Origin of the sequence: Paenibacillus sp. R14(2021), assembly GCF_019431355.1 — a bacterium.
Taxonomy (GTDB): domain Bacteria; phylum Bacillota; class Bacilli; order Paenibacillales; family Paenibacillaceae; genus Paenibacillus_Z.
Map to the genome: position 1 here is coordinate 5,622,038 of NZ_CP080269.1, position 25,636 is coordinate 5,647,673.

Genomic DNA, 25,636 nt, shown 5'->3' on the forward strand with positions numbered 1-25,636 from the left:
GAGTGCCGGGTAATTATGAAAAGTCAGGTGTTGAAGACCATGCAAAAAGCATTACCGTTATTATTTTCACCATCCACGGACCCGTGGGATCCCATTCATTCCTTACGTGAACATGGCCGTCATCGATTGACAAGTGTAGAGATGACGCTGTCCAATTTATGCAATATGCGCTGTGAGCACTGCGCTGTCGGAGATACGCTGGTGATGCTCGAGCCGGAGAAGCTTCCGCTGGATTTGCTGCTGCGCAAGCTGGATGAGGTGGAGCATTTAAAGACCATCAGCATCACCGGAGGAGAACCAACTTTCTCCGCCCGTACGGTCAAATCGTATATGATTCCGCTGCTGAAGTATGCCCGCAGCCGGGGGATATCTTCGCAAATAAATTCCAATATTACGCTGGATTACACCCGTTACGAGGAGATAGCGCCTTATCTGGACGTTATGCATATCTCGTTTAACTACAGCAATGCCAATGACTTTCATGACATCGGCTTCGCTAAGAGCGGACACCCCGTTCCCATGGAAACGGCTGCACGCATGTACGAGCGGATGCTGGATAATGCCAGGAGGCTGAGCGCAGGCGGTTTGTTCGTATCCGCGGAGTCCATGATCAACTATCGCACGCATCGCAAAATGCCGGAAATTCACCAGCTGATTGTTGAGATGGGATGCAGGCGTCACGAAGTTCACCCGATGTATCCAAGTGCGTTCGCAGCTGACTTACCGGCGATAACGATTGCGGATATGCGCAGCGCGGTAACCGATTTACTGGATCACCGCGATCCGTCCATATGGATGCTGTTCGGTACGCTCCCTTTCTACAGCTGTAACACCAATGAAGAAGACCGCCATTTATTGGCGCGGCTTGCGAACGAGCCGCTCGTAACCGTGCGCAACGATCCGGACGGACGCAACCGGCTCAATGTGAATGTATTCACAGGCGATGTATTCGTTACCGATTTTTCCGATGTGCCGGCTTTCGGCAATATCCGGGATAACCGACTGGATGAACTGTTCGACAGCTGGCTCAAGCATCCGCTTGCGCGCAGCGTAGACTGCCACTGTCCAGCCGCGGGGTGCTGCGGACCTAATCTGCTGGTGAAGGATATGTATTATCAAGATGCGGATTTCAGTAAGCGCAAGGCAATCCTGTAAGTGATAAGCGGCGTACCATGCCGCCGGGAGGAGCGGAATAACCTTTTGCATGAATTCGAAGCTGGTCGCATTTTTTGGAATCTTTGTTTAGTCCTTATCCTCGTGCTGCTAAACGGCGTGTTCGTCGCCGCAGAATTCTCGCTTGTTAAAGTAAGGCAATCTCGCTTGACGCAGCTTGCCAACGAAGGCCATAAGCGAGCGAAATACGCCATTAAAGTGAATGATCGGCTGGATGCTTATTTATCTGCAACTCAGTTTGGAATTACGTTAGCTTCGCTGGGCTTAGGCTGGGTGGGGGAGCCGGCCATATCGGAATTGATCGTGGAACCGATTTTCCATCAGTTCGGCATCGGAGACGGCCCATTCGTGGAGACCATTTCCGTAGCCATCGGCTTTCTGGTCATAACGTTTCTGCATATCGTGCTTGGGGAACTTGCTCCGAAATCGCTTGCGATACAGAAATCAGAAGGCACTTCCTTATGGCTGTCCATGCCGCTGCTTTATTTCTACCGGATTTTTTTCCCGGCGATCTGGCTCCTCAACGGTTCGGCAAACCGATTGCTTCGCATATTCGGCGTCGAGCCGGCCAGTGAGCATGATTCCGCGCATACGGAGGAAGAAATTCGAATTCTGATGGATCAGAGCGCCAAGAGCGGTATTATCGATAAAGACGAGCTGAAGCTGTTCGATAACATCTTTGAATTCTCCGACCGCCTTGCAAGAGAAGTCATGCTGCCGCGAACGGATATGGACTGTTTGTACGCCAATCTAACGTATGAAGAAAACATGAAAATCGTTTACGCTTCCAAACATACGCGTTATCCGGTCTGTGTAGATGATAAAGACCAACTAATCGGTTTCGTACATATTACGGACCTGCTGACGGCAGATCCGGATGAGGATCATTCCATAATCAAGTTTCTCCGTCCGATTCTGAACGTGCCGGAATCGATGGAAATCAGCCATGTCCTGAAGATGATGCAGCGTAAGCACTCACAGCTTGCCATTGTCGTGGATGAATACGGCGGAACGGCAGGGATGCTGACGACAGAGCTGATTCTTGAGGAGATCGTTGGTGAGATCCATGATGAATTCGATAACGATCAGCCGGAAATTATCGTCAAAGGGGACGTTACGTCTGTGGAGGGCCGCATGCTGATTGAAGAAATCAATGACATGTTCAACCTCGACATTGAAGATGATGACGTCGATACGATCGGCGGCTGGCTTTTTACGAAGCTGGAGGGCAATCCGGTTAAAGGCAAGAAAGTCGAAATCGAAGGCTACGTGTTTGAAGTGGCAGAGAGCGAACGTCTTCGTGTGCTGCGTGTATTTATTTACAAAGCGAAGCAGGAAGATGAGGAAGAAGCAGTCATGGAGCAAGAGGTTTAAACGAAAGGCCTGCGTCGATCGACGCAGGCCTTTTGTGTGGGATACGGCATACAAGCTCCGTTCTATTCCCCGGGAAATCATATTTATTTCTTCTTGGTCCAAGCAAAATTCCGCAAGGGAATTCATAGGTATAGGAGGGAGTTGTGTGTAACCATTCTTAACCAGGAGGGGGAAGACCGTTGAACGTTACCAAGCCGACGCGTGATTGGTATCCTTTTGTAGGTCCGTTTGACCCATGCCCGCCTAAGTACGTGAAAACTTATTATGTGCCGCCGAATCAATTTATCCCCTATCAACCGATGAATTTGCCCCAATTTCCACTGGCCGATGCGCTGAAGCTCGGAACGCTGTGGCCGGCGCTGTACGGACCCTATGAGTCGAGATGTAACATGAGGGGGCCGGAGCAAAATGAATAAGAAGCTGGATGAACAGTATTACCGTCAATTGCTGGAGCTGCAACAGCTGGATTTTGCCCTGGTGGAATTAACCCTTTATTTGGATACGCATCCGAATGATCTGCAGGCACTGCAGCAGTTCAACCAGCTTGCCCAGCAGCGTAAGCAGTGCGCGCATCAGTTTGAGATGCAGTACGGGCCGCTTCTTCAATTTGGACACAGTTATTCCAAATACCCGTGGCAGTGGGTCGAAACCCCTTGGCCGTGGCAGGTATAAACGACTGACGGGGAGGCGGTAGGCCAAATGTGGATTTATGAGAAAAAATTGCAATATCCCGTGCGGGTGAGCAAATGCGATCCAAGGGTAGCGCGCTACCTGGTGGAGCAGTACGGCGGTGCCGACGGCGAGCTATCGGCCGCGTTACGATACTTAAATCAGCGCTACAGCATTCCGGACAAAGTGATCGGTCTGCTGACGGACATCGGAACCGAAGAGTTCGCGCATCTCGAGATGATCGCCACGATGATTTACAAGCTGACGAAGGATGCTACGCCAAGGCAGTTAGAGGAAGCGGGACTTGGGCCGAACTTCGTGAATCATGATAACGGCATGTTCTATCAGAATGCCGCGGGTGTGCCGTGGACAGCGGCCTACATTGCGACGAAGGGAGATCCGCTGGCGGATCTCTACGAGGATATCGCAGCGGAGGAGAAAGCCCGCACGACGTATCAATGGATTATCGATATGACGGATGACGTGGATTTGCAGGACGGTCTTAAATTTCTCCGTGAGCGGGAAATTGTCCATGCCATGCGCTTCAAGGAAGCTGTTGAAATGGTGAAAGCGGACCGCGACACGAAGAAGGTCTATTAATGGAGTAAGTTGATGCATGCCAAGCCGGCAGCCGGATTCAGCGGCACCGGCTTTTTTACGCTTATTTTTGCGCTTGCATAGCAGCCGCATGGCTGTCATGGCAGTCAGTAACTGCCGAACCCGCACTAGTTTTGTCGGATTATGGGAGAGAGTGAAACTTTCGGGAAACACCTCGCGTTTACTAGGTATTCGGCTTTTCATGAGGAAAGGAAGGCGAAGGTGAAGTATGCCATCAAAGGTGACTACGGATATCGCGGGGGTTACGATTCGCTCCCAAGTGAAGCAAGGAATCGGTCCGGAGCGTCCGGGCAAAAAAAGGCGCATGATGCGTTTCTTTACGGGGTTGATTACCGTCACGCTGCTGCTCGGCGGGGTCGGAACAGTCTGGCTGTTCTTGACGCCTTCAGGAACGAATCTCCGCTATTTGATGGCGGACACGCTCATAACGACACAGCATAGAAGCTGGGCTAAATATATTATCGGCCAGCATGCGATGGAGACGCGCGTGCAAGCTTATCAGCAGCAGTTCAACGAAATGGGTGAAGAGCGCGATACGCACGAGATTCATCCGGACTCGGTTCCCGCACAAGCCCCGGCTGCAGGAACGAACCATGAAGCCGAGACCGCGCTTACCGAGAAGAAACCACTTGTCGAGATCGAGGAGATTTCCGGGCACGGCTACAGCGGGTATGTCATGACCGTCAATGATCCGACCAAAATCCGCATCGGCGTGCCGGAGAAGAAGGGGCGGGGCGAACGGGTGCTCAGCATGGCGGAGCGTACAGGCGCCATTGCCGGCGTGAACGGCGGCGGTTTTGCCGACCCCAATTGGCAGGGCAACGGGTTTCAACCCATTGGCATCGTCATGTCCGGGGGGGAATTGTTCTACGATGACCTTGGCAAGTCAAAATCGACGCAGGTGGTGGGCCTGGACGACAACGGCAAAATGGTCGCCGGCCGCTATTCGCTGGATGAGTTGAAGGCGCTCGGCGTGAAGGAAGCGGTCACGTTTCAGCCGCGGATCATCGTCAACGGCAAAGGACTGATCAAGGATGCTGCGGACGGTTGGGGGATTGCTCCGCGAACGGCGATGGGACAGCGGGAGGACGGCGCTATTTTGTTTGTCGTCATCGACGGAAGGCAGCCGGGACACAGCATCGGAGCGAACTTATATGACGTGCAGCAAATCATGCTGGAGCATGGCGCGGTCATCGCGGCGAATTTGGACGGCGGCTCGTCGACAGTGCTCGTGAAAGACGGCCAAGTGCTGAATAAACCGTCGACCAAGAGCAGCGAAGGACGTTACCTGCCGTCGGCGTTCCTCGTCTTCGAGCATCCGGAGCTTGCGGAGATTCAGAACGTCTGGGCGGGCTTGAAGCCCGGCGATATCGATCCCGGCAAATGGTAGCGCCTTATGTTGCGTGTCAGACTTCTTTTCCAGTATGATTAAGGGCATTACGTGTAGAAAAGGGGTTTGCAGCATGAGCAGCAAAGGCACATTGCCGCGGCCGGAGGCCATGATTTTCGATATGGACGGCACATTGTTCGAGACGGATACGCTGTTGATCGGCGTGCATGCACGGATTTTCGAAACGTTGAAGCAAGAGGGTCTGTATGTCGAGCCGACGCCGCCGGTGGAAAAGCTGCTGGCCTGTTTAGGCATGGTGCTTGAGGATATTTGGCGCAAGGTCATGCCGGACGCCTCAGAGGCGGCTCGCAAACGGGCGGACGAGCTCATGCTTCAATATGAACTGGAAGGCTTAGAGAACGGCGAAGGAACACTGTATCCGCATGTTGCGGAAACGCTCCAAGCGCTTAAGACCGAGGGGTTCAAGCTCTTCGTGGCAAGCAATGGATTGGAAAGCTACGTGAAAGAAGTCGCCAGGTACCGCGGTATCGCGCCGCTGTTCGAAGGCTTGTACAGCGCAGGGGAGTACGGTACGTTGTCCAAGGTTCACCTTGTGGAGCGCCTGCTCAAGGACCACGGCATAACTTCGGCTTGGATGATCGGAGATCGGTCTTCCGATGTGGAAGCAGGCAAGAAGAACGGCCTTCAGGTGGTCGGCTGCGCTTACGCCGTCTATGGGCGCAAGGAAGAGCTGAATGGCGCTGATGCGCTCATCTCGGATTTCCGCGAGCTGCAGGAGCTTCCGCAGCGCGCGTAAACACGCGTAATAGAAGAAATCCCGGCATGTAGTCGTTCACATGTCGGGAATCACCCAGTTATCCATCGTCTGCCGTTCTACTGTGGCTGCCTTCGCCTTCTCTCTCCGTTTGGACTTCTGTTCATACAGCCATACCGCATATTCCAGCGGCTTCACAATGGCGCGCCTGTACGTTTCCCGCTCACCAGCTTGAATGAAGACCTCTCGCGATGGCTTCGGATTAACCTCCAGCAGCCATATATTCCCTTTGCGATCGATCGCTAGATCCAGCGCCAGCTCGCAGAGCCGGCCGTAAGAACGTTCCAGAAAGGCTGCGATTTCAACGCCGAGCTCTTCCGCCTTTTGTTTGACGGACTGGGTCGCGTCCTCGTTTCTAATCCACTCTTCCATCAGGGCTTTCATCTTAATCGCCTGGCCGCCGCCATGCAAATTCGACGTAATGCTGCCGTTTGCCCCGATACGGCCAGCACAGCCAGTCACTTCCCATTCGCCGCTGCCGTTCTTCTGAACGAGCATCCGATAATCGTGCACGCGTCCGTTCGGCAGCTTCAGCTGAATGCCCTGCTGCACCAAGTACCGATTGCCTTTCAAATTCCATTTGGCCAGCCGGCCGTGAATACCTGCGATCGCCACGCGCTGCGGCTTGACGATGCGCCTCGACTGATCGCGACCTTGAATAAGGTAGGTGCCGCTTTGTTCCTTCTCGATGCGGAGAATGCCTCTCCCGCCTGTGCCGTTGATCGGTTTCAAGTACACGAGTGGGAATTTGCGGATGAGCGCTGTCAAGTCGCCCTGTCCCTCGTACATGCGCGTCAAAGGCAGATGGGCGCGGAACTTCTCCTCCTTGCGCATCGTGTTGTAGACCGTCCATTTATTGCGCAGCACTCGGTTCAAGAAGGTCAAATGGCCGTATTTCTTGCGAAAATGACTCAGCTGAACAAAACGGTGACTGCGCTGAATCCGGCAGCGATCGTAGATCATATGCGGGAAGGAACGCCATTTGCGGCTCCAGGTTTTCGAAGCAAGATCGTACATATGGGCATGAATGCGATTTAGCGAATAATTCACGTCCGCCGGGGTGAAGACGAAGACCTCCAAACCGAGATTTTTTCCTGCGGCTGTCATGCTCGCATAAATCGGTTTCTCCTCCAACAGACCGTTATCATTGAGATACAGGGTTAGGATGCCGAGAACCGGCTGTCCCATAGTGTCTCCTCCTAAAAGTTTTGCGAATATATCTCGCAGCCGGAAATTCCGGCAAGATTAGCAAAACTCGCATCGTAAGCATATGCTCCAAAAGTTTTGCGAATATATCTCGCAGCCGGAAATTCCGGCAAGATTAGCAAAACTCGCATCGTAAGCTCTAACTTTCGAATCGAAGGGTCGGCTTGCCGGTAGGGCCGGTATGCAGACTGACGGCTTTCATGCCCGCTCGGAAGCACATGTTCATGCTGGAAGTATTGTCGGAAGCGACGGAACAGGTCAGCTTGCCCATGCGCTTATGCAGCGCTTTAAGCAGGATGCTGCCGAAGCCTTGGCCGCGGAAGTCCGGTGAGACGACGACGAAGCAGGCGCGTTCGCCGCCTTCATCCCCGAATGCGACTGCGGCAAGCTTGCCGCCTTGAATCGCAACGGCGACGGCTGCGGAGGCATCGCCGGAGCGGCTGCCGCCGGCCAGCTTGGCAGGGGGCAGCTCCCGCAGCGCGACCAGTCCCGCATGGGTAAGGCGGCTGTCACCATATCGGTACAGAAACCGGGTGATTTTATCTTTGGCAGCCGTCCAATCAGACGGCGACAGCAGCTTTACCTGCATGGACATTCACTCCTCGCTAATGACCCTTCATCTTTATCAAATAGCTGCTGTATTGAAATATCCGCTCCAGCGAGCGCTGGCGAATATCCGGCTCGTCGAACTTCATCGGCTTGGCGTTTGCTTCGAAAAACCAGATGTTTCCATCTTGATCGATGCCGAGATCCAGCGACATTTCAGCCAGGCTGCGCCCGGAGCCGCGTTCGATTTGCCGTGCGATGATAAGTGCGGTCGTTCGGGTCTTATTAAGCAGTTTATTAGCTTCGTCTTGGCCAAATACGCTGACAAGCAGTTTCTCGGGATCTTCAACGCTTCCACCGCGCGGTACATGGGTCGTAATGCTCATCGAACCTGCCAGCCGTGCGCCGATGCCGGAAATATCCCACTGGCCGCGCCTGTTCTTCTGCACGAGCGTCCGCAGGTCGAAGGACCGTTCGTTCAAGGCGGCCAGCTGAATGCCCTGCTGTGCAATGTAACGCTCGCCGCTGCTTTCCTTCTTGATCCGGGTCCAGAGCTTGCCGATCGAGCCGCAGTTGTACGTCGTACTGCCTTTGTTGCCTTGAATCTTGAGCCGGTAAGGGAGCGGCTTCTCGGGCTGGAGCTGAATCGTCATGATTCCTTTGCCGGCTTTGCCGCTCACCGGCTTGAGGTAGAGAAATTTATGCTGCAGCATCATTTTGCCGAGACCGCTCACCGTAAGCATTCGACGCGTTTCCGGAATATAGGGCTTCGTCGTCTTGGACTGGCGGAGCCACTTGAATAAACTCCATTTATTAAAGAACTTCGGATTGAAGATCTGCACGCCGGGATGCTTCATGCACGCGGCGATTTTGCGCCTGACTTCCGGCTGCAGCTCATCCTCGCGAAGCGGAATGCGGTTGTAGATGAGATCGGGGAACGGGAATTTCCGCTGCACCCAATTTTCCGAGGCGGCCTCGAAGGTGAAGCCGTCCAGCGTCTTGCGGTTAAGCTTCAGCTTTTTGACCGTTAAGACATAGACAATAAAGCCGCTTTCCCTGCCCGTGGAGATGATATCGGCAAAATTGCTGCGGTTGCCGCGGAACAGCTGGGTATCGTCATCGACCGTAAGAATGGCCAGAACCGGCTGTTTGCCCCCGATCTGAGCGGCATCGGCCGCTGTGTCCTCATGAATGACGAGCGCCATCAGTCGTCGCCTCCCTGCTCCTTGAACTTACTCAGATACAGGCAGTGCTCCAGAATATGCGTCATGGAATCGCGTCCCTGCGCCCGCAGCGAAGGATGGCTGAAGATGGAGCGGCCTGGTTTAGCATTAGCCTCGAACATCCAGACTTCCCCGTCTTTATCTATGCCGATATCAAGGCCAAGCTCGCCAAGCGTATGCGGAAAGTTTCGTTCGATCGCCTGCGAGAGCTTGATCGAGACGGCCTTTGCTTTGGCGAGCATCTCATCCGCTTTGTCGCCGAAGGTCCGGCTGAGCGCCTGTTCTGGCGTCAGCAGCGAACCGCCGTTCTTGATATGCGTCGTTACGCTGCCGCGTCCCGCTTTCTTTGCACCGATGCCGACCGGCACCCATTGATTGCTTCCGTTCTTGTGCATATGAAAGCGGAAGTCGATGGGACATCCATCGATTTCGATCAAGCGTACGCCCTGCTGGCTGACATAGCGCCCCAAACCGTTGCCGTGGCGCGTCTCCAGCATGCGCATTAGGCTGTTGAAATTCGTGAAGCGCAGCAATACGTTTGTGTTCCCGCGTCGGTATCTGGCGAAATAACCGCGTTTTGGATGGTACGTCAGGCGATAGATGCCGATGCCGAGGCTGCCGGCCGTCGGCTTGTAATAGATGAATTGATGCTTCTCCAGCATTTCCTTGATTTTCTCCGGCCGCGGATTGTTGACGGATTCCGGTAGATGCTCCAGCGCCTCGATGTCTTGATCCAGCAGTTTGTAAACATCGGATTTGTTGAAGAAGCTCCAGTTGAAGAACGGAACGCCCTTACGGATGAACCGCTCCCGCATGCCGATAATCGAAGACGTTGTCTCCGCGTAGCGGCTCGGCAGGCGATTGTAGACGACATCGGGAAGCGGGACGACCTTGCGATACCAGCTGCCTGCGCTATTGATGAAATAACCGTTGATCGTCTCTTTCGTCCAGTTCACATCCCGGGGCGTAAAGGCGAACATGTAGGCTTTGCGCTCCCCCATGCGGATGAGCTGGCGGATATAGCCGGAACGGGAACCGAAGGGCGAGTCGGTCTTGCTGCTGCCGTCCGTTAGAATGCCGATGAGCGGTCCGAGCTGGACTTCGTTATCCGATCCTTGCACAAACGAAATGCTGCCTGCTTTCGGAATCCGAATGGATTGGCGAATGCCAGCGGAGAGGTAGAGGTGATGGCCCTGCCGATCGATGGGCTTCACGGCGGCGGTGATCGTTTCTTGACCAAATTTCAGCTGCAGCGTCTTCTTGCCGGACAGCTTAAGGGAACGAAGGAGTGAGCCCGACAGATGGACGATGCGTTCACTTGAGGGTGAGAAGTGTACATGACAAGATGTCAAACTCATGGATGAACCTCCTGGATGTATCTCCTTTGAATTCGGTTGAATGGGAAAATCGGCTGCCCGCGCAACGCCAGCAGCAGCGCATAATCGAGCGGGCGGGCAGCGGCTGTATGCGCTAGCTGCTCGTTGCAGCGGAACGACTGACGACCGGGCTTCGCGTTTGCTTCCAGCAGCCAGATCCGGCCGCGGGGTTCAATGCCGAAATCAATGCCGAGTTCAGCCAACCGGCCGAAATGATGCTCTAAACAAATAGCGGAACGCTCGCTGATGAGGCGAATCCGTTCCAGCAGCTTCTCCGCGGCTGCTTCGCCGAAACGTGCTTCCAGTGCTTCCATGGCTGGGATGGCGGTGCCGCCGCCGTGCAAATTGGCCGTAATACTGCCTGGCTCGCCGCGGCGGACAGCTGCGCCGGTATACGTCCATAGTCCGCGCCGGTTCTTCTGAATGAGCGCCCGCACGTCGAAGGATCTCCCCTCGTCGTCAATCAGCTTCAGGCAAGGCTGCACGATATAAGGCGCATCGGATGTGAAGGTGCGCAGCCACCGGCAGAGTGCGGCCCAATCCGGAGCGCGATACGACAGCTTCTGATTGCGCCGGTCTCTGCCGTCGATCTGCCAGCCGTCGCCGGTTTTCAGCAAGCGAAGCGCTCCCTTACCGTGCATGCCGGCGGAGGGCTTCAGAAACAATCCTTCGGGGTGCTGCCGCAGCAGCTTCGAGAGCTGATCGGGACCTTCGTACAGCCAAGTCGCGGGCAGCCACCTGTGGAGCGACGATTCGTTACGAAGCGCTCTGTACACATGCAGCTTGCCGGGAAGCGAGCCGTTCAGCAGCAGATATCGCTTGCGCTGCTTGAGCCGCTGCAGCGCTTCGCCGACGTGCCGAGACTGTTCGGCGGATACAGGCAGACAGCGGTCGTAGACAAGATCCGGGAGGGGATAGCTGCCAAGCCGCCATTCACCGTCCTCCAGCCGGTATCCGCTCAATGCGCGTTCAGAGGCGGTGGCGATGCGGGAGGCGCAAAACAAATACACGAATAAGCCGATCGTCTCTCCGTAAGCGGATAATCGGCGGCAAAACTCATCTTCCGGCATGAGGAGGGGGAGCTGGCTGCTTCCGTCTTCATGATTCGCCGGCCGTTCGCTGATCATAATGCCGAGGATACCGGATTGTGCGTGTTCAGCCATCACCGTTTTCTCCTTTAGCGTTAAAATTCGGCTAAATGCCGAGCATAGCGAATCATGTTGCGGACGGACGGTCGGATTTTGCCATCTTGTAACGGTGTATTATCGTTCTTGGACGGTTTGGAATTTACTTCTAATAACCAGACGCGGCCATGCGTATCCAGCGCCAAATCAATGCCCAGCTCGCCAAAATGAGCGGGAATAAACGTATCGATGCCTTGAGCGATGTCGAGCGCGGCGCGCTGCAGCTTACCTGGGGCGTCATGGCTGTTCGCGCCGGTGAGATTCGACTTGCCTACGGCTTCGCGAACAGTGCTGAGCGTCCCGCCGCGAGCTAAGTTGGAGACGAAATGGTGGCTGCCGGCCGTACGCGCGACGATGGAGGTCAAGACCCATTTGCCGGTTTCGTTCTTCTGCACCAGCGCCCTGAAGTCGACGGGCCGGCCAACAATGTCGATGAGCTGCAGCCCTTGCTGAATTTGGTAGCGAACGGTTTTCATCTTGCCGGAAATCGCGCCGTACAGCTTCAGCATGCTGCTGAAATGCTGCCTTCGCGTGCCGCCGACAGTCGCGTACTGCGCGGAATAGGAATCGCTGTCATGCCGCGTGATCCGGATGATGCCTTTGCCAAGACTTCCGCGGACGGGCTTCAGGAAGACCGTGTGGTATTTATTGCACATATTCTTCAGCATCGGGAAGCTCCGCAGCACATGCGACTCCGGCAAATACCTCACCAGCGAAGGGTCCTTCGCCAGTGCTTCGAACACTTCCGCTTTATCGAGAAACTTCTCGTTGAAGACGGCGCTTTTATACTGTACCTTCACTTCGTGGATGTACTGCTGCACATTCGGGCGATTCTCCAGTTTACGCGAAGTCAGCCGATTGTTGACGACATCCGGGGAGGGAACGGGAATTTTACGCCAGCCTTCCGCGTATACCCAGCCTTCGATAACATTGTGATTGCCCTTCAGATGCTCGGGCGTGAAGAAGTAGACATGCGCGCCTTGCGCTGCGCAGGCGTCCACGAGCTCTTTGCAAAACATCGTAATCGAGCCGAACGGGCGGTCGCGCTGTTCGGGATCATCCCGGCTGATCAGCACGCCAATCAGCGGTCCGAGCGACAGGGTGGCCGATTCGGACCGGTAACGAATCCGAAGACTTGTGCTTGCGAGAAGTCCCATTTTTCTGGCTAAGCTCTGTCCGATGCGCATGCCGTCAAACCGTTCAACCGGAACGACCTTCACGTATTGGCGCAGCGCCCCGAATTTAAGCGTCACCGGCTGGCCTTGCGGGATCTTCCATTGTCTCAAGTAAGCGTCACCGAGCATGATAGCATCATCCGGCAGGATGCCCGGGCTGATCACTTGAACGGCGACTTTCGATTTCAGCATCGACGGATCTCCTTCCAAACTGGAGGATGATGACGTGTTGGCTAGGGGTCCATAGGAATTTCACACGAATTAGTTCATCATATGAGGACATCTATCCCTTGGTGATTAGCGGACAGAGCCCCTTTTGATGAAAAAAACGCTTTCCTGCTTAAGTTGGGCGCGCTAAGAAAGCATGCTTGGAGGGCGGCTTTCTGCTAGAATAGAACAAGAATGAGGCAAGCATGCGAATGAGGACAAGGGGGGAACCGCCATGGCATCCGAAGGAAAAGGACTTGAAGCGCAAACGAAACACGAGCGTCTGATGGCGTACATTCAGCAGCTCGAGATCGGGACGAAGCTGTCCGTCCGCACCATGGCGGAGGAGCTGGAAGTGAGCGAAGGCACGGCATACAAAGCGATCAAGGAAGCGGAGTCGACCGGTCTTGTCAGCACGAAGGAGCGCATCGGCACGGTCCGGATTCAGCGGCGAAACCGGGAATCGCTTGACCGGCTGACGTTCGGCGAGGTGGTCGACATCGTGCAGGGCGAGCTGTTCGGAGGGGCGGCTGGCCTTGAGAAGACACTGCACAAGTTCGTTATCGGCGCGATGGAGCTGGACGCGATGGTCCGTTATATCGATGCGGGGAGCCTGCTCATCGTTGGTAATAGGCAGGGCGCGCACCGCTGCGCGTTGGAGCAGGGAGCAGGCGTTCTGATTACCGGGGGATTCGGAACCAGCGAGGACATCAAACACTTGGCGGACGAGCTCGGGCTGCCCATTATCTCCTCCAAGCATGATACGTACACCGTCGCGTCCATGATCAACCGCGCGATGTTCGACCGCCTGATTCGGCAGAAAATCATGCTCGTCGAGGATATCGTCACCTACAGCCGGCCCGTAGAGACGATGCGGCTCGGCGAGACGAAAGGCAATTACGTGCAGCTGGCCGCCAGGGTAGGCGGGACGCGGTTCCCGGTGCTGGACGAGCGCGGGCGCGTCGTCGGCATGATGACGGCGAAGGACGCCGAAGGCGCCGCGGATTCGCAGCTTGTCGATAAGCTGATGACGCGAAGCCCGATTACGGCAGCGCCTAATATTCCGATTGCATCCGCCGCGCATACGATGGCCGCAGAAGGCATCGATTTGCTGCCCATCGTCGATAAGAACCGGAAGCTGCTTGCGGCGGTCAGCCGAAGCGAAGCGCTGGAAGCAATGCGTTATGCCGGCAAACAGAAGGAATCCGGGGAGACGTTCGACGATTTGATCAGCGCGGGCTTTGCGAAGAAGGATGCAGGGTATGGCGAGAGTTTTCTGTACGAAGGAAGGATAACGCCGCAGATGTCGGGGACATTCGGCACGATATCCGAAGGGGTGCTCATCACCTTGATGACGCAGGCGGCCAGGGGATTGATCCGGGAGCTTGGGAAGCGGGATTATGTCATCGAAAGCATGACGACCTATTTCGTACGCCCGATTCAGCTGGAGAGCGAGGTTGTCATTATGCCGAGCCTATTGGAAATGAGCCGCAAGAGCGCCAAGCTCGAAATCGAACTGAAGGACCCTGGCGGCACGGCAGCCAAGGCGCTGCTTACGGCGCAGCTGATTGATCCGTATTAACCTCTCATCGAGCGGTAAATGCTGTGGTTGCGAAGACCGGCGAACAGGTTGAACAAGCCGATGACGATAATGAGCGCGCCGATGATTACTTTGACCGTGGATCCGGTGTAGGCGAGCATCATGAACAAGGCGATGAAAATCAGCATGACGCCCATGCTCATGTTCATGCGCGCACCCAGAATGCCGCGTCTGCGGTTGTCCGACGTGCGGCGGGATTGGAAGCTGAAATAAACCGACAGCAGCGAAGTGAAGCAAATGATAATGACGATAGCCCAGTGCAAAGCGTTAACCATGACGTACGTGCAGCTCCTTTAAGCGACAAGCTTCAAATTTTGCCTTATTGTACCACGAATCGGGGCTGTAAGCGAAATGGAAGGGGCTCCGTCAATTAGTCTGCCTTACATGGGGCGTGGCAACAAACCACACCTGAAGCACGTTATCCACAACCAGCATCGTATGAATTTCCACGGTATACTCCTTATTGCCCTCAACGGTATAAATTTTACGATCCAGCAGCAATCTGGCAAGCTCGGCGTTTGAATTGATTTTATAAATGCTCGTGCCGAGAAACACGGAGAGATCCTTCTTGAGCTGCGTCTTCAGCAGCAGTTTGGTCTGTTCGTCCAGGATGTTCACGCTGCTGCTTTCGCTCTTATCCAGCATGATCGGCAAAATGCTCTTCACGACCGTGTGCTGGTTCTTGAACTGATTCAGCTTCTCGATCCGGTCCTCGTAATCAATCAATTTATCCTCCAGCTCTGTATTGGTGTTGCGCAGCGCATCGAAATTCATGAAGAAGACGGCATGGTAGGCCATCGCGCCGAGAATGCTCCCAAGCACCAAGAAGGCGACGGCCTGCGTGAACCGGGCATAGCGCTCAAAAGGAGGTACGCGCATGGGCTAGACCGCCCCTCTGCACAGCCAGCGAATAAGCTCCGTTCCCATATGCGCCCCGAGGAATGCGCAGAGAATATAGGCGATTTGCACCACGACAAGCGATAAATGACCTTCCATCATATTGCTCTCAATGGCTCGCATGGGATCGATCGTACCGCCGACCGCCGCGACGAGCGCCCATATTTTTAATCGCAATGCGGTATCCACCATAACCGCTGCGGGCGCAGTCAGCACGAAGACGGCCCCCATGCCGGCCAGCATGGAGCCGCCGAATACGACGCCGAAGGCAATGAAGAAATCGATGGTTGCTTTAGACAAGAAGGATTCCATGATTGCTTGCTCCCTTCGCTTGTTTAGGGAGGAATCGAGCCCATGCTCGTCCGCCCCATAATCCATTCTATGGGCGGGCAGGGCGGCAATATGATAAAATGATAGAAATGATGCGCGTTACGATAGAAAGAAGGAATAGCGATGAGCGGCGAACACGAGTTTGTCCATTTACACGTTCATAGCGAATTCAGCCTCTTGGACGGGGCTGCCCGAATTAAGGATTTGGTGGAAGCTGCGGCATCGCAGGGCATGAAGGCGCTAGCTCTGACGGACCACGGCGTCATGTACGGCACGGTTCCCTTTTATAAAGCCTGCCTGGCGCGCGGAATCAAGCCGATTATCGGCTGCGAGGTTTATTTGACGACAGGCTCGCGCTTCGACAAGGGCGCGCGCAAGGATAATCCGATCTATCACCTGATCCTGCTCGCGAAGAACGAGACGGGGTATCGCAATTTAATGAAATTGAGCTCAATCGGCCACTTAGAGGGCTTTCACTATAAACCGCGAATCGATTTCGAGGTGCTTAGGCAGCATGCGGAAGGACTGATCTGTCTCAGCTCTTGCCTCGGCAGCGAGATTGCGCAGCATTTGCTGCACGACCGGCATGATGAGGCGCTTCGATCCGCAAGGCGTTATGAATCGATCTTCGGCGAGGATTTCTACTTGGAGCTTCAGGATCACGGCATGCTGGAGCAGAAAAAAGTGCTGCAGGCGACGCTCGCGCTGGCGGAAGCAACCGGCATTCCGACTGTCGCTACGAATGACGTGCATTATTTGCAGCCTTCCGACGCGGCGGTGCAGGACGTGCTGATCTGCATCGGCACGGGTAAGACGGTGGAGGACGACGACCGCCTCCAAATGCTGACGGATCAGATGTATTTGAAGAGCGCAGAGGAGATGGCGCTGCAGTTCCGGCAAGCGCCGGACGCCGTGCGCCGCAGCGGTGAAATCGCCGGCAAATGCGCGCTTGAGCTTACGTTCGGGCGCGCGCTGCTGCCGTCGTTCCATCCCATTCCGGCCGGCATGACTTCATCGGTCTATTTGGAGGCGCTCTGCACGGAAGGCCTTGAATCCCGCTATGCCGGAGATCCGGCGTGGACGACGGATGAAGCGGTGCGGCAGCGCGCGGTGGACCGTCTTCGTTACGAGCTGTCCGTCATCGAAAATATGGGCTTCAGCGATTATTTCCTGATCGTATGGGATTTCATCCGGTTTGCGCATGAGCAGGGCATTCGAACGGGGCCGGGGCGGGGCTCCTCGGCAGGCAGCCTCGTTGCCTACACGCTGAACATTACGGACGTCGATCCGCTCAAATACAAGCTGCTGTTCGAGCGGTTTCTGAACCCTGAGCGGATTACGATGCCCGATATCGATATTGACTTCAACGATGAGCGCCGGGACGAGGTTATCAGCTATGTCTCAGCGAAATACGGCGATGAGCATGTCGCCCAAATCATCACGTTCGGCACGATGGCAGCGAAAGCCGCCGTTCGCGACGTCGGCCGAGCCATGGCGGTTCCGTTCGCTGAGGTGGACCGCGCGGCGAAGCTCATCCCGAACCAGCTTGGCATTTCGCTCGAGGAGGCGCTGCGGATCAGCTCCGATCTGCGCGAAGCGTCGGAGCGGCAGCCGAAGACGGCCGATCTGCTGCGCATGGCGCTGAAGGTAGAAGGCATGCCGCGGCACGCTTCGACTCATGCGGCCGGCGTAGTCATTTCCGGCGAGCCTTTGACGAATTACGTGCCGCTGCAGGCAGGCGGCGAAGGAACGGCGTTGACGCAGTATTCCATGGAGAATCTGGAAGCGGTCGGCCTGCTGAAGATGGATTTTCTCGGCTTGCGAACGCTGTCCATTCTGGAGCGGGCGCTCGACTGGGTGAAGCGCCAATACGGCATTACGGTAGATTTTCGATATATTCCAGATAATGATCCGGCGACGTACGCGATGCTGACGCGCGGCGAAACGACGGGGATCTTCCAGCTGGAGTCCGCAGGCGTTCGGCGCGTGCTGCGAGATTTGAAGCCGACGCAGTTCGAGGACATCGTGTCGGTACTCGCGCTGTATCGTCCAGGTCCAATGGAATTCATTCCGAAGTATATCGCGGGCAAGCACGGCGTCGTTGAAGTGGAGTATCCGCATGCGTCGCTTGAGCCGATTCTGGCGGATACGTACGGGATTATCGTCTACCAGGAACAAATCATGCAGATCGCTTCGTCCATGGCGGGCTTCTCGCTCGGAGAGGCCGATCTGCTGCGCCGCGCGGTATCGAAGAAGAAGCGCGAGGTGCTGGACGAACAGCGCGCACATTTCGTCAGCGGCAGCTTGGCGCAGGGGTATGTAGAGGCGGACGCCAATACGGTCTATGATATGATCGTTCGGTTCGCGGATTATGGCTTTCCGCGCGCGCATGCCGCTGCCTACGGCGTGCTGGCTTTTCAGACGGCCTGGCTGAAGGCCAATCATCCCGTGCCGTTCATGGCGTCCATGCTGGCTTCCGTTACGGGCAATCAGCGGAAGACGGCCGAATACGTGGATGAATGCCGCCGCATGGGCATTGAGGTGCTGGCTCCGGATGTGAACGAGAGCAGCGTAACGTTCACGCCGGTAAACGGCGCGGTCCGCTTCGGACTTGCTTCCATCAAGAACGTCGGCACGCAGGCTATCGATTCGCTGCTCAAGGAACGGGCGGTTCGTCCATTCGAGAGCCTGCTCGATTTGTGCCGCCGCGTCGATCTGCGTGTCGTGAACAAGCGGGTGCTGGAATCGCTCATTCAAGCAGGCGCCTGCGATTCGCTCGGCGCGCACCGGGCGCAGCTCATTGCCGTGCTTGACGAAACGGTGGAAGCGGCGTTGAAATGGCGCAAGGAACGGGAGGAGCTGCAGATCGAGCTGTTCGGTTTCGATGAGGTGCAGAACTGGGACGTGGAGCTGCCGGAGGTCCGTCCATTTACAACGGGCCAGCTGCTTGCGCTGGAGCGGGAGCTGCTCGGCATGTATTTGTCCGGTCACCCGCTGGACGATTACGAGGCTGAGCTCGAGGGCTTGGCGCTGGACCGGCTTGTTGATCTTGCGGAAGTGCCTGAGGGCTCGTTTGCCGTCACGGCGGCGATGGTGGTTTCGCAGAAGCCCTTTACGACGCGCAAAGGCCAGGCAATGGCTTTTCTCGAAATCGAGGACCGGATCATGCGCGTAGAAGCGGTCGCTTTTCCAACGATTTGGAAGCGGCACGAACAGCTGCTGGAGCCTGGGCAGCTGATCATTATGCTTGTGAACGTGCAGCATCAGGACGAAGATTACAAGCTGCTGATCGAGGATGTGATTGCCCTCGGCAGCGGCGGCATGACGGGCGGCGCCGTGCCGAAGGATTTGGCGGCGAAGGTGCAGCGGCTGCTATGGCAGGCACATACGCGCGCCGCGCGTGACAGCGCCGGAGGCGGCAGGTCTGCGCCGCCGGCTGCGGCGAGCAGGGCTGCCGGTGGCGCAGCGCCCGCAGCTGGCGGCGGCAAGGCCGAGGCTTCGGCGGCCGGTGGTGCGCCGAAGCCTACCGGCGCTGCGGCCAGCACGCCGCCGGAGGGCCGCGCGGGCAGAGCCTCTGCAGCGAGCGGCCAGTCCGCCGCGCAGCGGAGCCGTGCCGCTGGCCAAGCCGCGCCGGGTGCCATGGCGGCAGCGAAGCCTGCCGCTTCGCCGGCCAAGCGCATCCAGCGGCTCTACGTTAAGATCGCCGCAGGCCGCGAGGATTCCGCAGCCTTGGAGAAACTGAAGGCACTGCTGACGGGGAGCACGGGTCCGTTAGAAACCGTGCTGTTCTACGAACGCGAAGGCCGGACGGTCGTGCTGAGCGAAGCCTTCCGGGTGAAGCCTTCGCAGCCGCTGCTGCTGCAGATTGAAGCGATCTTCGGCAGGGGCTCGGCGATCGTCAAATAATAACCTTTTATGAAAATGACCTGCAGTTCGGCCAGGATGCACATGTTTGGAAACCTCCGCATACATTTAGGAGACACGGAGCTAATCTAACAAGAAGTATGGGAAGGCATGGAGCTGATTCGTGCTTTTCTTCTATTTCTAGCGGATGAAACCTATGCGGCTTCCTATGGAAAGCGCAAGTTTCATCCTGACAGTTTCGTATTTTCGCCGCTTGTGCGGGAGGCTGGTTACCGGAGATGGCTGTCCGCGAGGACCGTCCGATTCGTACAAGCTGATGCGGGGGGATGAATAATGTCGTCGAAGATGGAGAATTGGCTGAATAGACGCGGGGTTTCGATAAGCGATGTGGCGGATATCGTTTTTTCGCTGCAACGCCCCTATAATCCGGACCTCACTTACCAAGAATGTGAAGAGAGCGTCCTGCATGTGCTCAGCAAGCGCGAGGTGCAGTATGTGCTATTTACTGGCATTGCGCTGGATGAGCTCGCGGAGCAGAAGCTGCTCCCGGATCCGCTGCAGTCCATTATGGAAGCGGATGAATCACTTTACGGCGTGGATGAGACGCTCGCGCTAGGGATCACGAACGTATACGGGATGATCGGACTTACCAGCTTCGGCTATCTCGATAAAGTTAAGCCGGGCATTATTCGCAAGCTGAACGAGAAGGGCAAGCATGTTCATGTCTTTCTCGATGATCTAGTCGCTGGGCTGGCAGCGGCTGCATCTGCTCGGATTGCCCATCAGGATCCGAAAGCGAATCGCTATGAGGCGGCGGATATTGCTAGCGAATTCCAGGAATAGGATGCTTCCAGTAGAGCGCCATGGTGTGCGGCGTTGCGAGGGAATCTAAAGATATGGTATCATTATGACATCATATGCCCAGATAACGTGAGTTTATAGTGCGGCCATGGTCAACCATGCGATAAGATGATCTTTTTTACCAACGCTCAGGAGGTTCCTTCATGTGGACGGTTATCTATATCGCGCCTACGGCAAAAATTGCGGAGAGCATTAAAAACCGGCTAACCCAAGAAGGGTTTCTCGTGAAGATTCGACCGATAAACGTTTCGAAGCAGCAATACGAAATATTGGTCCCATCAGGCGAACTGGAGGAAGTGCAGGAAGTGTTAAACAACATTTTACATTCGCAACGTTGATTCAACTGCGTTTCCAAGCGCAAATAAAGTAACGAATAAACGGTATGCGTTCCCATGCGCAAAAAAGAAACGAATAAACGAAATGCGTTCCCAACTATATGCGCCCCCAAAGAGGTGTCACTCGTGTTCAAGGACTTATTCCATAAAAAAAAATATGCCACGATTCCTTCGGGCCAGCCGCGTACGAAGCCGGAGATTCCGGAAGGCTTGATGTCCAAATGCCCGAAGTGCGGCAATATCCAATTTAGCAAAGAAGTCGAAAAGAATCTCAAGGTTTGCCCGAGCTGCGGACATCATTTCCGTCTCAGCGCCTGGGAACGGATCGCGATTACGCTCGATGAAGGCCGTTTGACGGAATTCGACGCCGAGCTTTCCTCGGAAGATCCGCTTGGATTTCCAGGTTACGCCGGCAAAGTGGAAGCGCAGAAGAAGAGCTCCGGCTTGACAGATGCGGTTATTACGGGAGAGGGGACGATCGGCGGCCTGCCGGTCGTTGCCGCTTTCATGAGCTTTGATTTCTTTGCGGGCAGCATGGGATCTGTCGTCGGCGAGAAAATTACGCGCGCGATCGAACAAGCCCATGAGAAGAAGCTGCCGCTTATTATTTTCTCGACCTCAAGCGGCGCTCGGATGCAAGAGAGTATTCTAAGCTTGATGCAGATGGCGAAAACAAGCGCTGCCCTTGCAAGATTCCAAGGCGGCGGCGGGCTTTATATTTCCGTTATGACTGATCCAACGACAGGCGGCGTATCCGCCAGCTTTGCAATGCTCGGCGACTTCAATTTGGCCGAGCCCGGCGCGCTTGTCGGTTTTGCCGGCCGCGTCGTTATCGAGCAGACGATTCGCCAGAAGCTGCCGGACAATTTCCAAACGGCAGAATTCAACCTGCAGCACGGCCAGCTGGATAAAGTCGTGCATCGCAAAGAGATGAAGTCCATGCTCACGAAATTGCTTGATATGCATTCGGTAAAGGGGGAAATTATCAATGGCGGGTGAGCTGCCGTTTGAGAAGCCGCTGAACGAGCTGCAAAAGAAGATCGAAGAATTGAAGAAGTTCGGCCAAGAATCGGGCATCGATTTCAGCGATGAAATTTCCCTTTTGGAGGAACGCTGTAAACAGCTGCAGGAAGATCTATACAATGAGCTGACGCCTGCACAGAAAATGCATTTGGCGCGCCATCATGGCCGCCCTACGTCTCTGGATTACATAGGGACGATCTTTACTGATTTCATCGAGCTTCACGGTGATCGTCTGTTCGCGGACGATCTGGCGATCGTAGGCGGTTTGGCGAAGTTAAATGGTGTACCGGTGACGGTTATCGGCCATCAGCGGGGGAAAGACACGAAGGATAACATTGCCCGTTTCTTCGGGAGCCCTCATCCGGAAGGATTCCGCAAGGCGCTTCGATTGATGCAGCAGGCAAACAAGTTTGGTCGTCCGATCGTGACGTTTATTGATACGAAGGGCGCATATCCCGGCAATACGGCGGAGGAACGCGGTCAATCGGAGGCGATTGCGCGTAATTTGCGCGAAATGGCACTGCTCGGCGTGCCCATTATTTGTGTGGTCATTGGCGAAGGCGGCAGCGGCGGCGCACTTGCACTAGGTGTAGGCAACCGCGTTCTTATGCTGGAAAATGCGATATATTCGGCTATTTCTCCGAACGGTGCAGCTTCCATACTGTGGAAAGATGCAGGCCGCGCGGACGAAGCAGCCGCAGTGATGAAAATTACGGCAAACGATTTGCTCGGCTTCGGTATTATTGAGGAAATCATCGAGGAGCCTCAGGGAGGCGCGCACCGTGATTTGGCGGTGCAGTCCGAGCTGATCAAGGAAGCGCTGCTGCGCCATCTGGACGAATTGTCCGGCATGTCCGCAGACGAGCTCGTCGTGGACCGCTACAATAAATTCCGCAAGGTCGGCGCGTACCGCTCTCCTGAGCCGGCTGTAAACGAACCGATTCAAGAAACTGAATCTGCACAAGTATAACTATAAATGTGAACGTAACCACGGAGGTTGGGAAATTACTCATGCGCAAAACTAAAATTGTATGTACGATTGGACCGTCCAGCGAGTCGCTGGAAAACACGAAGAAGTTGATCAACGCGGGCATGAACGTAGCTCGCCTTAACTTCTCGCACGGTGATTTTGAAGAGCACGGCAACCGCATCAAGAACATTCGTCAAGCGTGTCGGGAGCTGGGTAAAACCGTTGCAATCCTGCTGGATACGAAAGGTCCTGAGATCCGCCTCGGCAAGCTGAAAGAAGAGCCGATCGAGCTGAACCAAGGCGAAACGATCACGCTGACGACGGAAGAAATTTTGGGTGATCGCGACCGCATTCCGGTTACTTACTCCAACCTGCCTGCAGACGTACAAGTGGGCTCTACGATTCTCATTGATGACGGTCTGATCGGACTGACAGTTGAAGAAGTAAGCGGCACGGAAATCAAATGCCGTATCGTCAACAGCGGCCCCATTAAGAGCAAGAAAGGCGTTAACGTTCCCGGCGTGCATATTTCGCTTCCAGGCATTACCGAGAAAGACGCCGGCGATATCGTATTCGGTATCCAGCAAGGCGTCGACTTCATCGCTGCTTCGTTCGTTCGTAAAGCAACGGACGTGCTTGAAATTCGCGAACTGCTGGAGAAACATAACGCCAGCCATATTCAAATTATTTCGAAGATCGAGAACCAGCAGGGTGTAGATAACCTCGACGAAATTCTTGAAGTTTCCGACGGCCTCATGGTTGCGCGGGGCGACTTGGGTGTTGAAATCCCGGCAGAAGAAGTACCGCTCGTTCAGAAGCAAATGATTCAAAAATGTAACCGCGTGGGCAAGCCCGTCATTACGGCAACGCAAATGCTGGATTCCATGCAGCGCAACCCGCGCCCGACACGCGCAGAAGCAAGCGACGTTGCGAACGCGATCTTCGACGGTACGGATGCGATCATGCTCTCCGGCGAGACTGCGGCGGGTAAATACCCGGTAGAATCGGTGCAAACGATGTCCCGCATCGCGGTTCGCGCAGAATCCGCGCTGGACTACCGCGAGATTTTTACGAAGCAAGCCAGCGCGCAGCAATCGACAGTCACGGAAGCGATCAGCCAGGCCGTTGCGAATTCGGCGCTTGAGTTGAATACGCGTGCGATCATTACTTCCACGGAGAGCGGCTATACCGCACGGATGGTTTCCAAATATCGTCCTAAATCGCCGGTTATCGCTGTTACGCCGGTTGAGCAGGTTATGCGCCGTCTGGCTCTCATCTGGGGCGTTATTCCGGTGCTTGGCACGCCAGCCGAGACGACGGATGAAATGTTCGATATCGCCGTTCAGGGCGGCATCAATTCCGGGCTTGTGAAGCTCGGCGATACGGTCATTATTACGGCTGGTGTCCCGGTTGGCCGTTCCGGCTCCACGAACCTGATCAAGATTCATACGCTCGGCGAAATGATCGCTAAAGGTCAAGGCATTGGCAGCCAAAGCGCGACAGGCAAAGTCGTCGTAGCACGCTCGCCGCAAGAAGCGATTGCCAAAACGACGGAAGGCTCCATTCTCGTGACGTATTCCACAGACCGCGAATATATGCCGGCCATTCAGAAAGCGGCGGCAGTCATTACGGAGCAGGGCGGTATCACAAGCCATGCGGCAATCGTTGCGCTGAACCTTGGCATTCCGGTCATTCTTGGCGTTCAGAATGCGCTTGAACTGCTGCAGGACGGCACGGAAGTAACGGTTTATGCAGAAGTGGGCGTCATTTACTCCGGACAAGCTAAAGTGATGTAACTCCTGACATGGAGCAACGTATAGAGAAGCGATGGCGCTGCGGCGCTGTCGCTTTTCGTTCAAATAAGGGGGATGTACCAATGACGGAAGAAGCAGGCTCGAAGACCCTGTGGCACTTGCACCCGCTGCGGGTGAGATACCAGGAGAACGATGGCATGGGCGTCGTCTTCTACGGCAATTATGTGAATTGGTTTGAAATTGGCCGAACAGAGATTGTACGGGCACTGGGAATGTCGTATGCATCGATCGAGAAGCAAGGCATGCTGCTCCCGGTTATTGATTTGGACTGCAAGTATGTATCGCCTGCGCGTTACGATGACTGCGTGCTTGTATGCACAACAATAGAAGATTTCTCTCCGATTCGGATGTCATTCCGGTCTGAGGTTCGGTTAATCGAAGAAGGAGAAGTCTTCCCGACGTTCTGGCAGCGTGCGGAGCCGCCAGGGAAGCTGCTTGTTAAAGGAGGTACCCGGCATGTGTGGGTCAACCGGGATTGGAAGCCGTCGAGGCTGGACAAAGCCATTCCGGAGCTGTATGAGCTGTTACAATCTGCAGCGACAGGCGCGTTGCCGGTCCCGAAGGAGAGATTCTAAATGCTGAAATGGCTGGTTGCGGCAATCATTATCATTCCGGCGGTGGAAATGTGGGGCATTATTCGGATGGGGCATCTCATTGGGGGATGGCCAACATTCGGATTGATTTTGCTAACGGGATTTGCTGGCGCTCAGCTGGCCAAGTCGGAAGGACGCAAAGCGTACATTGATGTCCAAACGCAGCTGCAAAGCGGTAGACCCCCAGGGCATGCCATGCTGAACGGCATTTGCGTTCTTGCAGGCGGGCTGCTCCTGCTTATGCCGGGATTCTTCTCCGACATCGTCGGCGTTACGCTCCTTTTGCCGATTACACGGCCCTTCTACAGAGTAGTGATGCTGAGGTGGCTGGAGAAGAAGCTGCGCAATGGATCGTTTGTAATGCGCAGAAGATAAAGCGAAGACCTGCTGACCGTGGACGATCAGCAGGTCTTTGTTATGTAGATGATGCGAT

General features: G+C 55.3%; 26 protein-coding genes. 17 read left to right on the forward strand and 9 right to left on the reverse strand.

The features are described from left to right. Positions 1 to 39 precede the first annotated feature (39 nt). The 7 genes from yfkAB to KXU80_RS26105 all read left to right on the forward strand — a co-directional run bounded on the left by yfkAB (position 40) and on the right by KXU80_RS26105 (position 5,981). Positions 40 to 1,155 carry a radical SAM/CxCxxxxC motif protein YfkAB gene (gene yfkAB / locus KXU80_RS26075; protein ID WP_258171159.1) on the forward strand — a complete coding sequence of 372 codons (1,116 nt, stop codon included), beginning with the start codon at positions 40 to 42 and terminating at the stop codon, positions 1,153 to 1,155. 45 nt (positions 1,156 to 1,200) lie between these two features. Then, positions 1,201 to 2,547 (forward strand): hemolysin family protein, encoded by a 1,347-nt coding sequence (locus tag KXU80_RS26080; RefSeq protein WP_219835992.1) that lies wholly within the window; start codon positions 1,201 to 1,203, stop codon positions 2,545 to 2,547. 179 nt (positions 2,548 to 2,726) lie between these two features. Then, the gene (locus KXU80_RS26085; RefSeq protein WP_219835993.1) at positions 2,727 to 2,963 is read left to right on the forward strand and encodes a spore coat associated protein CotJA; all 237 of its coding nucleotides are present in this window, start codon (positions 2,727 to 2,729) and stop codon (positions 2,961 to 2,963) included. Continuing rightward, positions 2,956 to 3,219 (forward strand): spore coat protein CotJB, encoded by a 264-nt coding sequence (locus KXU80_RS26090; RefSeq protein WP_219835994.1) that lies wholly within the window; start codon positions 2,956 to 2,958, stop codon positions 3,217 to 3,219. The genes KXU80_RS26085 and KXU80_RS26090 overlap by 8 nt, the downstream gene beginning before the upstream one ends. Positions 3,220 to 3,246: 27 nt before the next feature. Then, a complete protein-coding gene (locus tag KXU80_RS26095; protein WP_219835995.1) occupies positions 3,247 to 3,816 on the forward strand; it encodes a manganese catalase family protein in 570 nt (189 codons plus the stop codon). Between the two features lie 322 nt (positions 3,817 to 4,138). Next, the gene (locus tag KXU80_RS26100) at positions 4,139 to 5,224 is read left to right on the forward strand and encodes a phosphodiester glycosidase family protein (RefSeq protein ID WP_219839258.1); all 1,086 of its coding nucleotides are present in this window, start codon (positions 4,139 to 4,141) and stop codon (positions 5,222 to 5,224) included. Between the two features lie 73 nt (positions 5,225 to 5,297). Next, positions 5,298 to 5,981, forward strand: a complete 684-nt coding sequence (locus KXU80_RS26105) for an HAD family hydrolase (protein WP_219835996.1) — start codon at positions 5,298 to 5,300, stop codon at positions 5,979 to 5,981. A 36-nt stretch (positions 5,982 to 6,017) separates the two neighbouring features. Here the strand turns inward: KXU80_RS26105 and KXU80_RS26110 are convergent, their stop codons facing one another. The 6 genes from KXU80_RS26110 to KXU80_RS26135 all read right to left on the reverse strand — a co-directional run bounded on the left by KXU80_RS26110 (position 6,018) and on the right by KXU80_RS26135 (position 12,901). After that, positions 6,018 to 7,187 (reverse strand): YheC/YheD family endospore coat-associated protein, encoded by a 1,170-nt coding sequence (locus tag KXU80_RS26110; RefSeq protein ID WP_219835997.1) that lies wholly within the window; start codon positions 7,185 to 7,187, stop codon positions 6,018 to 6,020. A gap of 157 nt (positions 7,188 to 7,344) precedes the next feature. Continuing rightward, complete coding sequence (locus KXU80_RS26115; protein WP_219835998.1) at positions 7,345 to 7,794, reverse strand: GNAT family N-acetyltransferase; 450 nt, start codon at positions 7,792 to 7,794, stop codon at positions 7,345 to 7,347. 16 nt (positions 7,795 to 7,810) lie between these two features. Further along, positions 7,811 to 8,956 carry a YheC/YheD family endospore coat-associated protein gene (locus KXU80_RS26120; protein WP_219835999.1) on the reverse strand — a complete coding sequence of 382 codons (1,146 nt, stop codon included), beginning with the start codon at positions 8,954 to 8,956 and terminating at the stop codon, positions 7,811 to 7,813. Then, on the reverse strand, positions 8,956 to 10,332 hold the full coding sequence (locus KXU80_RS26125; protein WP_219836000.1) for a YheC/YheD family endospore coat-associated protein: 1,377 nt from the start codon (positions 10,330 to 10,332) through the stop codon (positions 8,956 to 8,958). The genes KXU80_RS26120 and KXU80_RS26125 overlap by 1 nt, the downstream gene beginning before the upstream one ends. Further along, on the reverse strand, positions 10,329 to 11,513 hold the full coding sequence (locus KXU80_RS26130; RefSeq protein ID WP_219836001.1) for a YheC/YheD family endospore coat-associated protein: 1,185 nt from the start codon (positions 11,511 to 11,513) through the stop codon (positions 10,329 to 10,331). Before KXU80_RS26130 ends, KXU80_RS26125 begins: the two co-directional genes overlap by 4 nt. A gap of 20 nt (positions 11,514 to 11,533) precedes the next feature. Next, positions 11,534 to 12,901: a YheC/YheD family endospore coat-associated protein gene (locus KXU80_RS26135; protein WP_219836002.1), complete on the reverse strand. Its 1,368-nt coding sequence runs from the start codon at positions 12,899 to 12,901 to the stop codon at positions 11,534 to 11,536. A 250-nt stretch (positions 12,902 to 13,151) separates the two neighbouring features. Between KXU80_RS26135 and KXU80_RS26140 the strand changes: the two genes are divergently transcribed. Next, positions 13,152 to 14,498: a DRTGG domain-containing protein gene (locus tag KXU80_RS26140; protein WP_219836003.1), complete on the forward strand. Its 1,347-nt coding sequence runs from the start codon at positions 13,152 to 13,154 to the stop codon at positions 14,496 to 14,498. On the opposite strand, the gene KXU80_RS26145 is transcribed toward KXU80_RS26140, so the two are convergent. The 3 genes from KXU80_RS26145 to KXU80_RS26155 all read right to left on the reverse strand — a co-directional run bounded on the left by KXU80_RS26145 (position 14,495) and on the right by KXU80_RS26155 (position 15,725). Further along, positions 14,495 to 14,791, reverse strand: coding sequence for a YtpI family protein (locus KXU80_RS26145; protein WP_219836004.1), 297 nt, complete (start codon positions 14,789 to 14,791; stop codon positions 14,495 to 14,497). The two genes, KXU80_RS26140 and KXU80_RS26145, sit on opposite strands and share 4 nt — an antisense overlap. A 91-nt stretch (positions 14,792 to 14,882) precedes the next feature. Continuing rightward, the gene (locus KXU80_RS26150; protein WP_219836005.1) at positions 14,883 to 15,395 is read right to left on the reverse strand and encodes a sporulation membrane protein YtrI; all 513 of its coding nucleotides are present in this window, start codon (positions 15,393 to 15,395) and stop codon (positions 14,883 to 14,885) included. A gap of 3 nt (positions 15,396 to 15,398) precedes the next feature. Beyond that, positions 15,399 to 15,725, reverse strand: a complete 327-nt coding sequence (locus KXU80_RS26155) for a YtrH family sporulation protein (RefSeq protein ID WP_219836006.1) — start codon at positions 15,723 to 15,725, stop codon at positions 15,399 to 15,401. Positions 15,726 to 15,866: 141 nt separating this feature from the next. Here KXU80_RS26155 and KXU80_RS26160 point away from each other — a divergent pair, with 141 nt between their 5' ends. The 9 genes from KXU80_RS26160 (at position 15,867) to KXU80_RS26200 (ending at position 25,578) form a co-directional block, all read left to right on the forward strand. Continuing rightward, entirely contained in the window at positions 15,867 to 19,649 is a 3,783-nt protein-coding gene (locus KXU80_RS26160) for a DNA polymerase III subunit alpha (RefSeq protein ID WP_219836007.1), read from the forward strand. Between the two features lie 108 nt (positions 19,650 to 19,757). Continuing rightward, the gene (locus KXU80_RS26165; protein WP_219836008.1) at positions 19,758 to 19,937 is read left to right on the forward strand and encodes a hypothetical protein; all 180 of its coding nucleotides are present in this window, start codon (positions 19,758 to 19,760) and stop codon (positions 19,935 to 19,937) included. Positions 19,938 to 19,940: 3 nt separating this feature from the next. Then, positions 19,941 to 20,450, forward strand: coding sequence for a phosphatidylglycerophosphatase A family protein (locus KXU80_RS26170; RefSeq protein ID WP_219836009.1), 510 nt, complete (start codon positions 19,941 to 19,943; stop codon positions 20,448 to 20,450). A gap of 161 nt (positions 20,451 to 20,611) precedes the next feature. Next, a complete protein-coding gene (locus KXU80_RS26175; RefSeq protein ID WP_219836010.1) occupies positions 20,612 to 20,806 on the forward strand; it encodes a glutamate decarboxylase in 195 nt (64 codons plus the stop codon). Between the two features lie 123 nt (positions 20,807 to 20,929). Next, entirely contained in the window at positions 20,930 to 21,802 is an 873-nt protein-coding gene (gene accD, locus KXU80_RS26180; RefSeq protein ID WP_219836011.1) for an acetyl-CoA carboxylase, carboxyltransferase subunit beta, read from the forward strand. Beyond that, a complete protein-coding gene (locus tag KXU80_RS26185; protein ID WP_219836012.1) occupies positions 21,792 to 22,796 on the forward strand; it encodes an acetyl-CoA carboxylase carboxyltransferase subunit alpha in 1,005 nt (334 codons plus the stop codon). The genes accD and KXU80_RS26185 overlap by 11 nt, the downstream gene beginning before the upstream one ends. Positions 22,797 to 22,837: 41 nt before the next feature. After that, positions 22,838 to 24,592 (forward strand): pyruvate kinase, encoded by a 1,755-nt coding sequence (gene pyk / locus KXU80_RS26190; RefSeq protein WP_219836013.1) that lies wholly within the window; start codon positions 22,838 to 22,840, stop codon positions 24,590 to 24,592. 80 nt (positions 24,593 to 24,672) lie between these two features. Further along, positions 24,673 to 25,185, forward strand: coding sequence for an acyl-CoA thioesterase (locus KXU80_RS26195; RefSeq protein WP_219836014.1), 513 nt, complete (start codon positions 24,673 to 24,675; stop codon positions 25,183 to 25,185). Then, complete coding sequence (locus KXU80_RS26200) at positions 25,186 to 25,578, forward strand: FxsA family protein (RefSeq protein ID WP_219836015.1); 393 nt, start codon at positions 25,186 to 25,188, stop codon at positions 25,576 to 25,578. It abuts the gene before it with no gap. Positions 25,579 to 25,636: the final 58 nt, after the last annotated feature.

Bases quoted from the DNA above. Each gene is read 5' to 3' on its own strand.
- yfkAB (WP_258171159.1), top strand. From the start codon at position 40: ATGCAAAAAGCATTACCGTTATTATTTTCACCATCCACGGACCCGTGG.
- KXU80_RS26090 (WP_219835994.1), top strand. From the start codon at position 2,956: ATGAATAAGAAGCTGGATGAACAGTATTACCGTCAATTGCTGGAGCTG.
- KXU80_RS26095 (WP_219835995.1), top strand. From the start codon at position 3,247: ATGTGGATTTATGAGAAAAAATTGCAATATCCCGTGCGGGTGAGCAAA.
- KXU80_RS26100 (WP_219839258.1), top strand. From the start codon at position 4,139: ATGATGCGTTTCTTTACGGGGTTGATTACCGTCACGCTGCTGCTCGGC.
- KXU80_RS26105 (WP_219835996.1), top strand. From the start codon at position 5,298: ATGAGCAGCAAAGGCACATTGCCGCGGCCGGAGGCCATGATTTTCGAT.
- KXU80_RS26110 (WP_219835997.1), bottom strand. From the start codon at position 7,187: ATGGGACAGCCGGTTCTCGGCATCCTAACCCTGTATCTCAATGATAAC.
- KXU80_RS26115 (WP_219835998.1), bottom strand. From the start codon at position 7,794: ATGCAGGTAAAGCTGCTGTCGCCGTCTGATTGGACGGCTGCCAAAGAT.
- KXU80_RS26120 (WP_219835999.1), bottom strand. From the start codon at position 8,956: ATGGCGCTCGTCATTCATGAGGACACAGCGGCCGATGCCGCTCAGATC.
- KXU80_RS26125 (WP_219836000.1), bottom strand. From the start codon at position 10,332: ATGAGTTTGACATCTTGTCATGTACACTTCTCACCCTCAAGTGAACGC.
- KXU80_RS26130 (WP_219836001.1), bottom strand. From the start codon at position 11,513: ATGGCTGAACACGCACAATCCGGTATCCTCGGCATTATGATCAGCGAA.
- KXU80_RS26135 (WP_219836002.1), bottom strand. From the start codon at position 12,901: ATGCTGAAATCGAAAGTCGCCGTTCAAGTGATCAGCCCGGGCATCCTG.
- KXU80_RS26140 (WP_219836003.1), top strand. From the start codon at position 13,152: ATGGCATCCGAAGGAAAAGGACTTGAAGCGCAAACGAAACACGAGCGT.
- KXU80_RS26145 (WP_219836004.1), bottom strand. From the start codon at position 14,791: ATGGTTAACGCTTTGCACTGGGCTATCGTCATTATCATTTGCTTCACT.
- KXU80_RS26150 (WP_219836005.1), bottom strand. From the start codon at position 15,395: ATGCGCGTACCTCCTTTTGAGCGCTATGCCCGGTTCACGCAGGCCGTC.
- KXU80_RS26155 (WP_219836006.1), bottom strand. From the start codon at position 15,725: ATGGAATCCTTCTTGTCTAAAGCAACCATCGATTTCTTCATTGCCTTC.
- KXU80_RS26160 (WP_219836007.1), top strand. From the start codon at position 15,867: ATGAGCGGCGAACACGAGTTTGTCCATTTACACGTTCATAGCGAATTC.
- KXU80_RS26165 (WP_219836008.1), top strand. From the start codon at position 19,758: ATGGAGCTGATTCGTGCTTTTCTTCTATTTCTAGCGGATGAAACCTAT.
- KXU80_RS26170 (WP_219836009.1), top strand. From the start codon at position 19,941: ATGTCGTCGAAGATGGAGAATTGGCTGAATAGACGCGGGGTTTCGATA.
- KXU80_RS26175 (WP_219836010.1), top strand. From the start codon at position 20,612: ATGTGGACGGTTATCTATATCGCGCCTACGGCAAAAATTGCGGAGAGC.
- KXU80_RS26185 (WP_219836012.1), top strand. From the start codon at position 21,792: ATGGCGGGTGAGCTGCCGTTTGAGAAGCCGCTGAACGAGCTGCAAAAG.
- pyk (WP_219836013.1), top strand. From the start codon at position 22,838: ATGCGCAAAACTAAAATTGTATGTACGATTGGACCGTCCAGCGAGTCG.
- KXU80_RS26195 (WP_219836014.1), top strand. From the start codon at position 24,673: ATGACGGAAGAAGCAGGCTCGAAGACCCTGTGGCACTTGCACCCGCTG.
- KXU80_RS26200 (WP_219836015.1), top strand. From the start codon at position 25,186: ATGCTGAAATGGCTGGTTGCGGCAATCATTATCATTCCGGCGGTGGAA.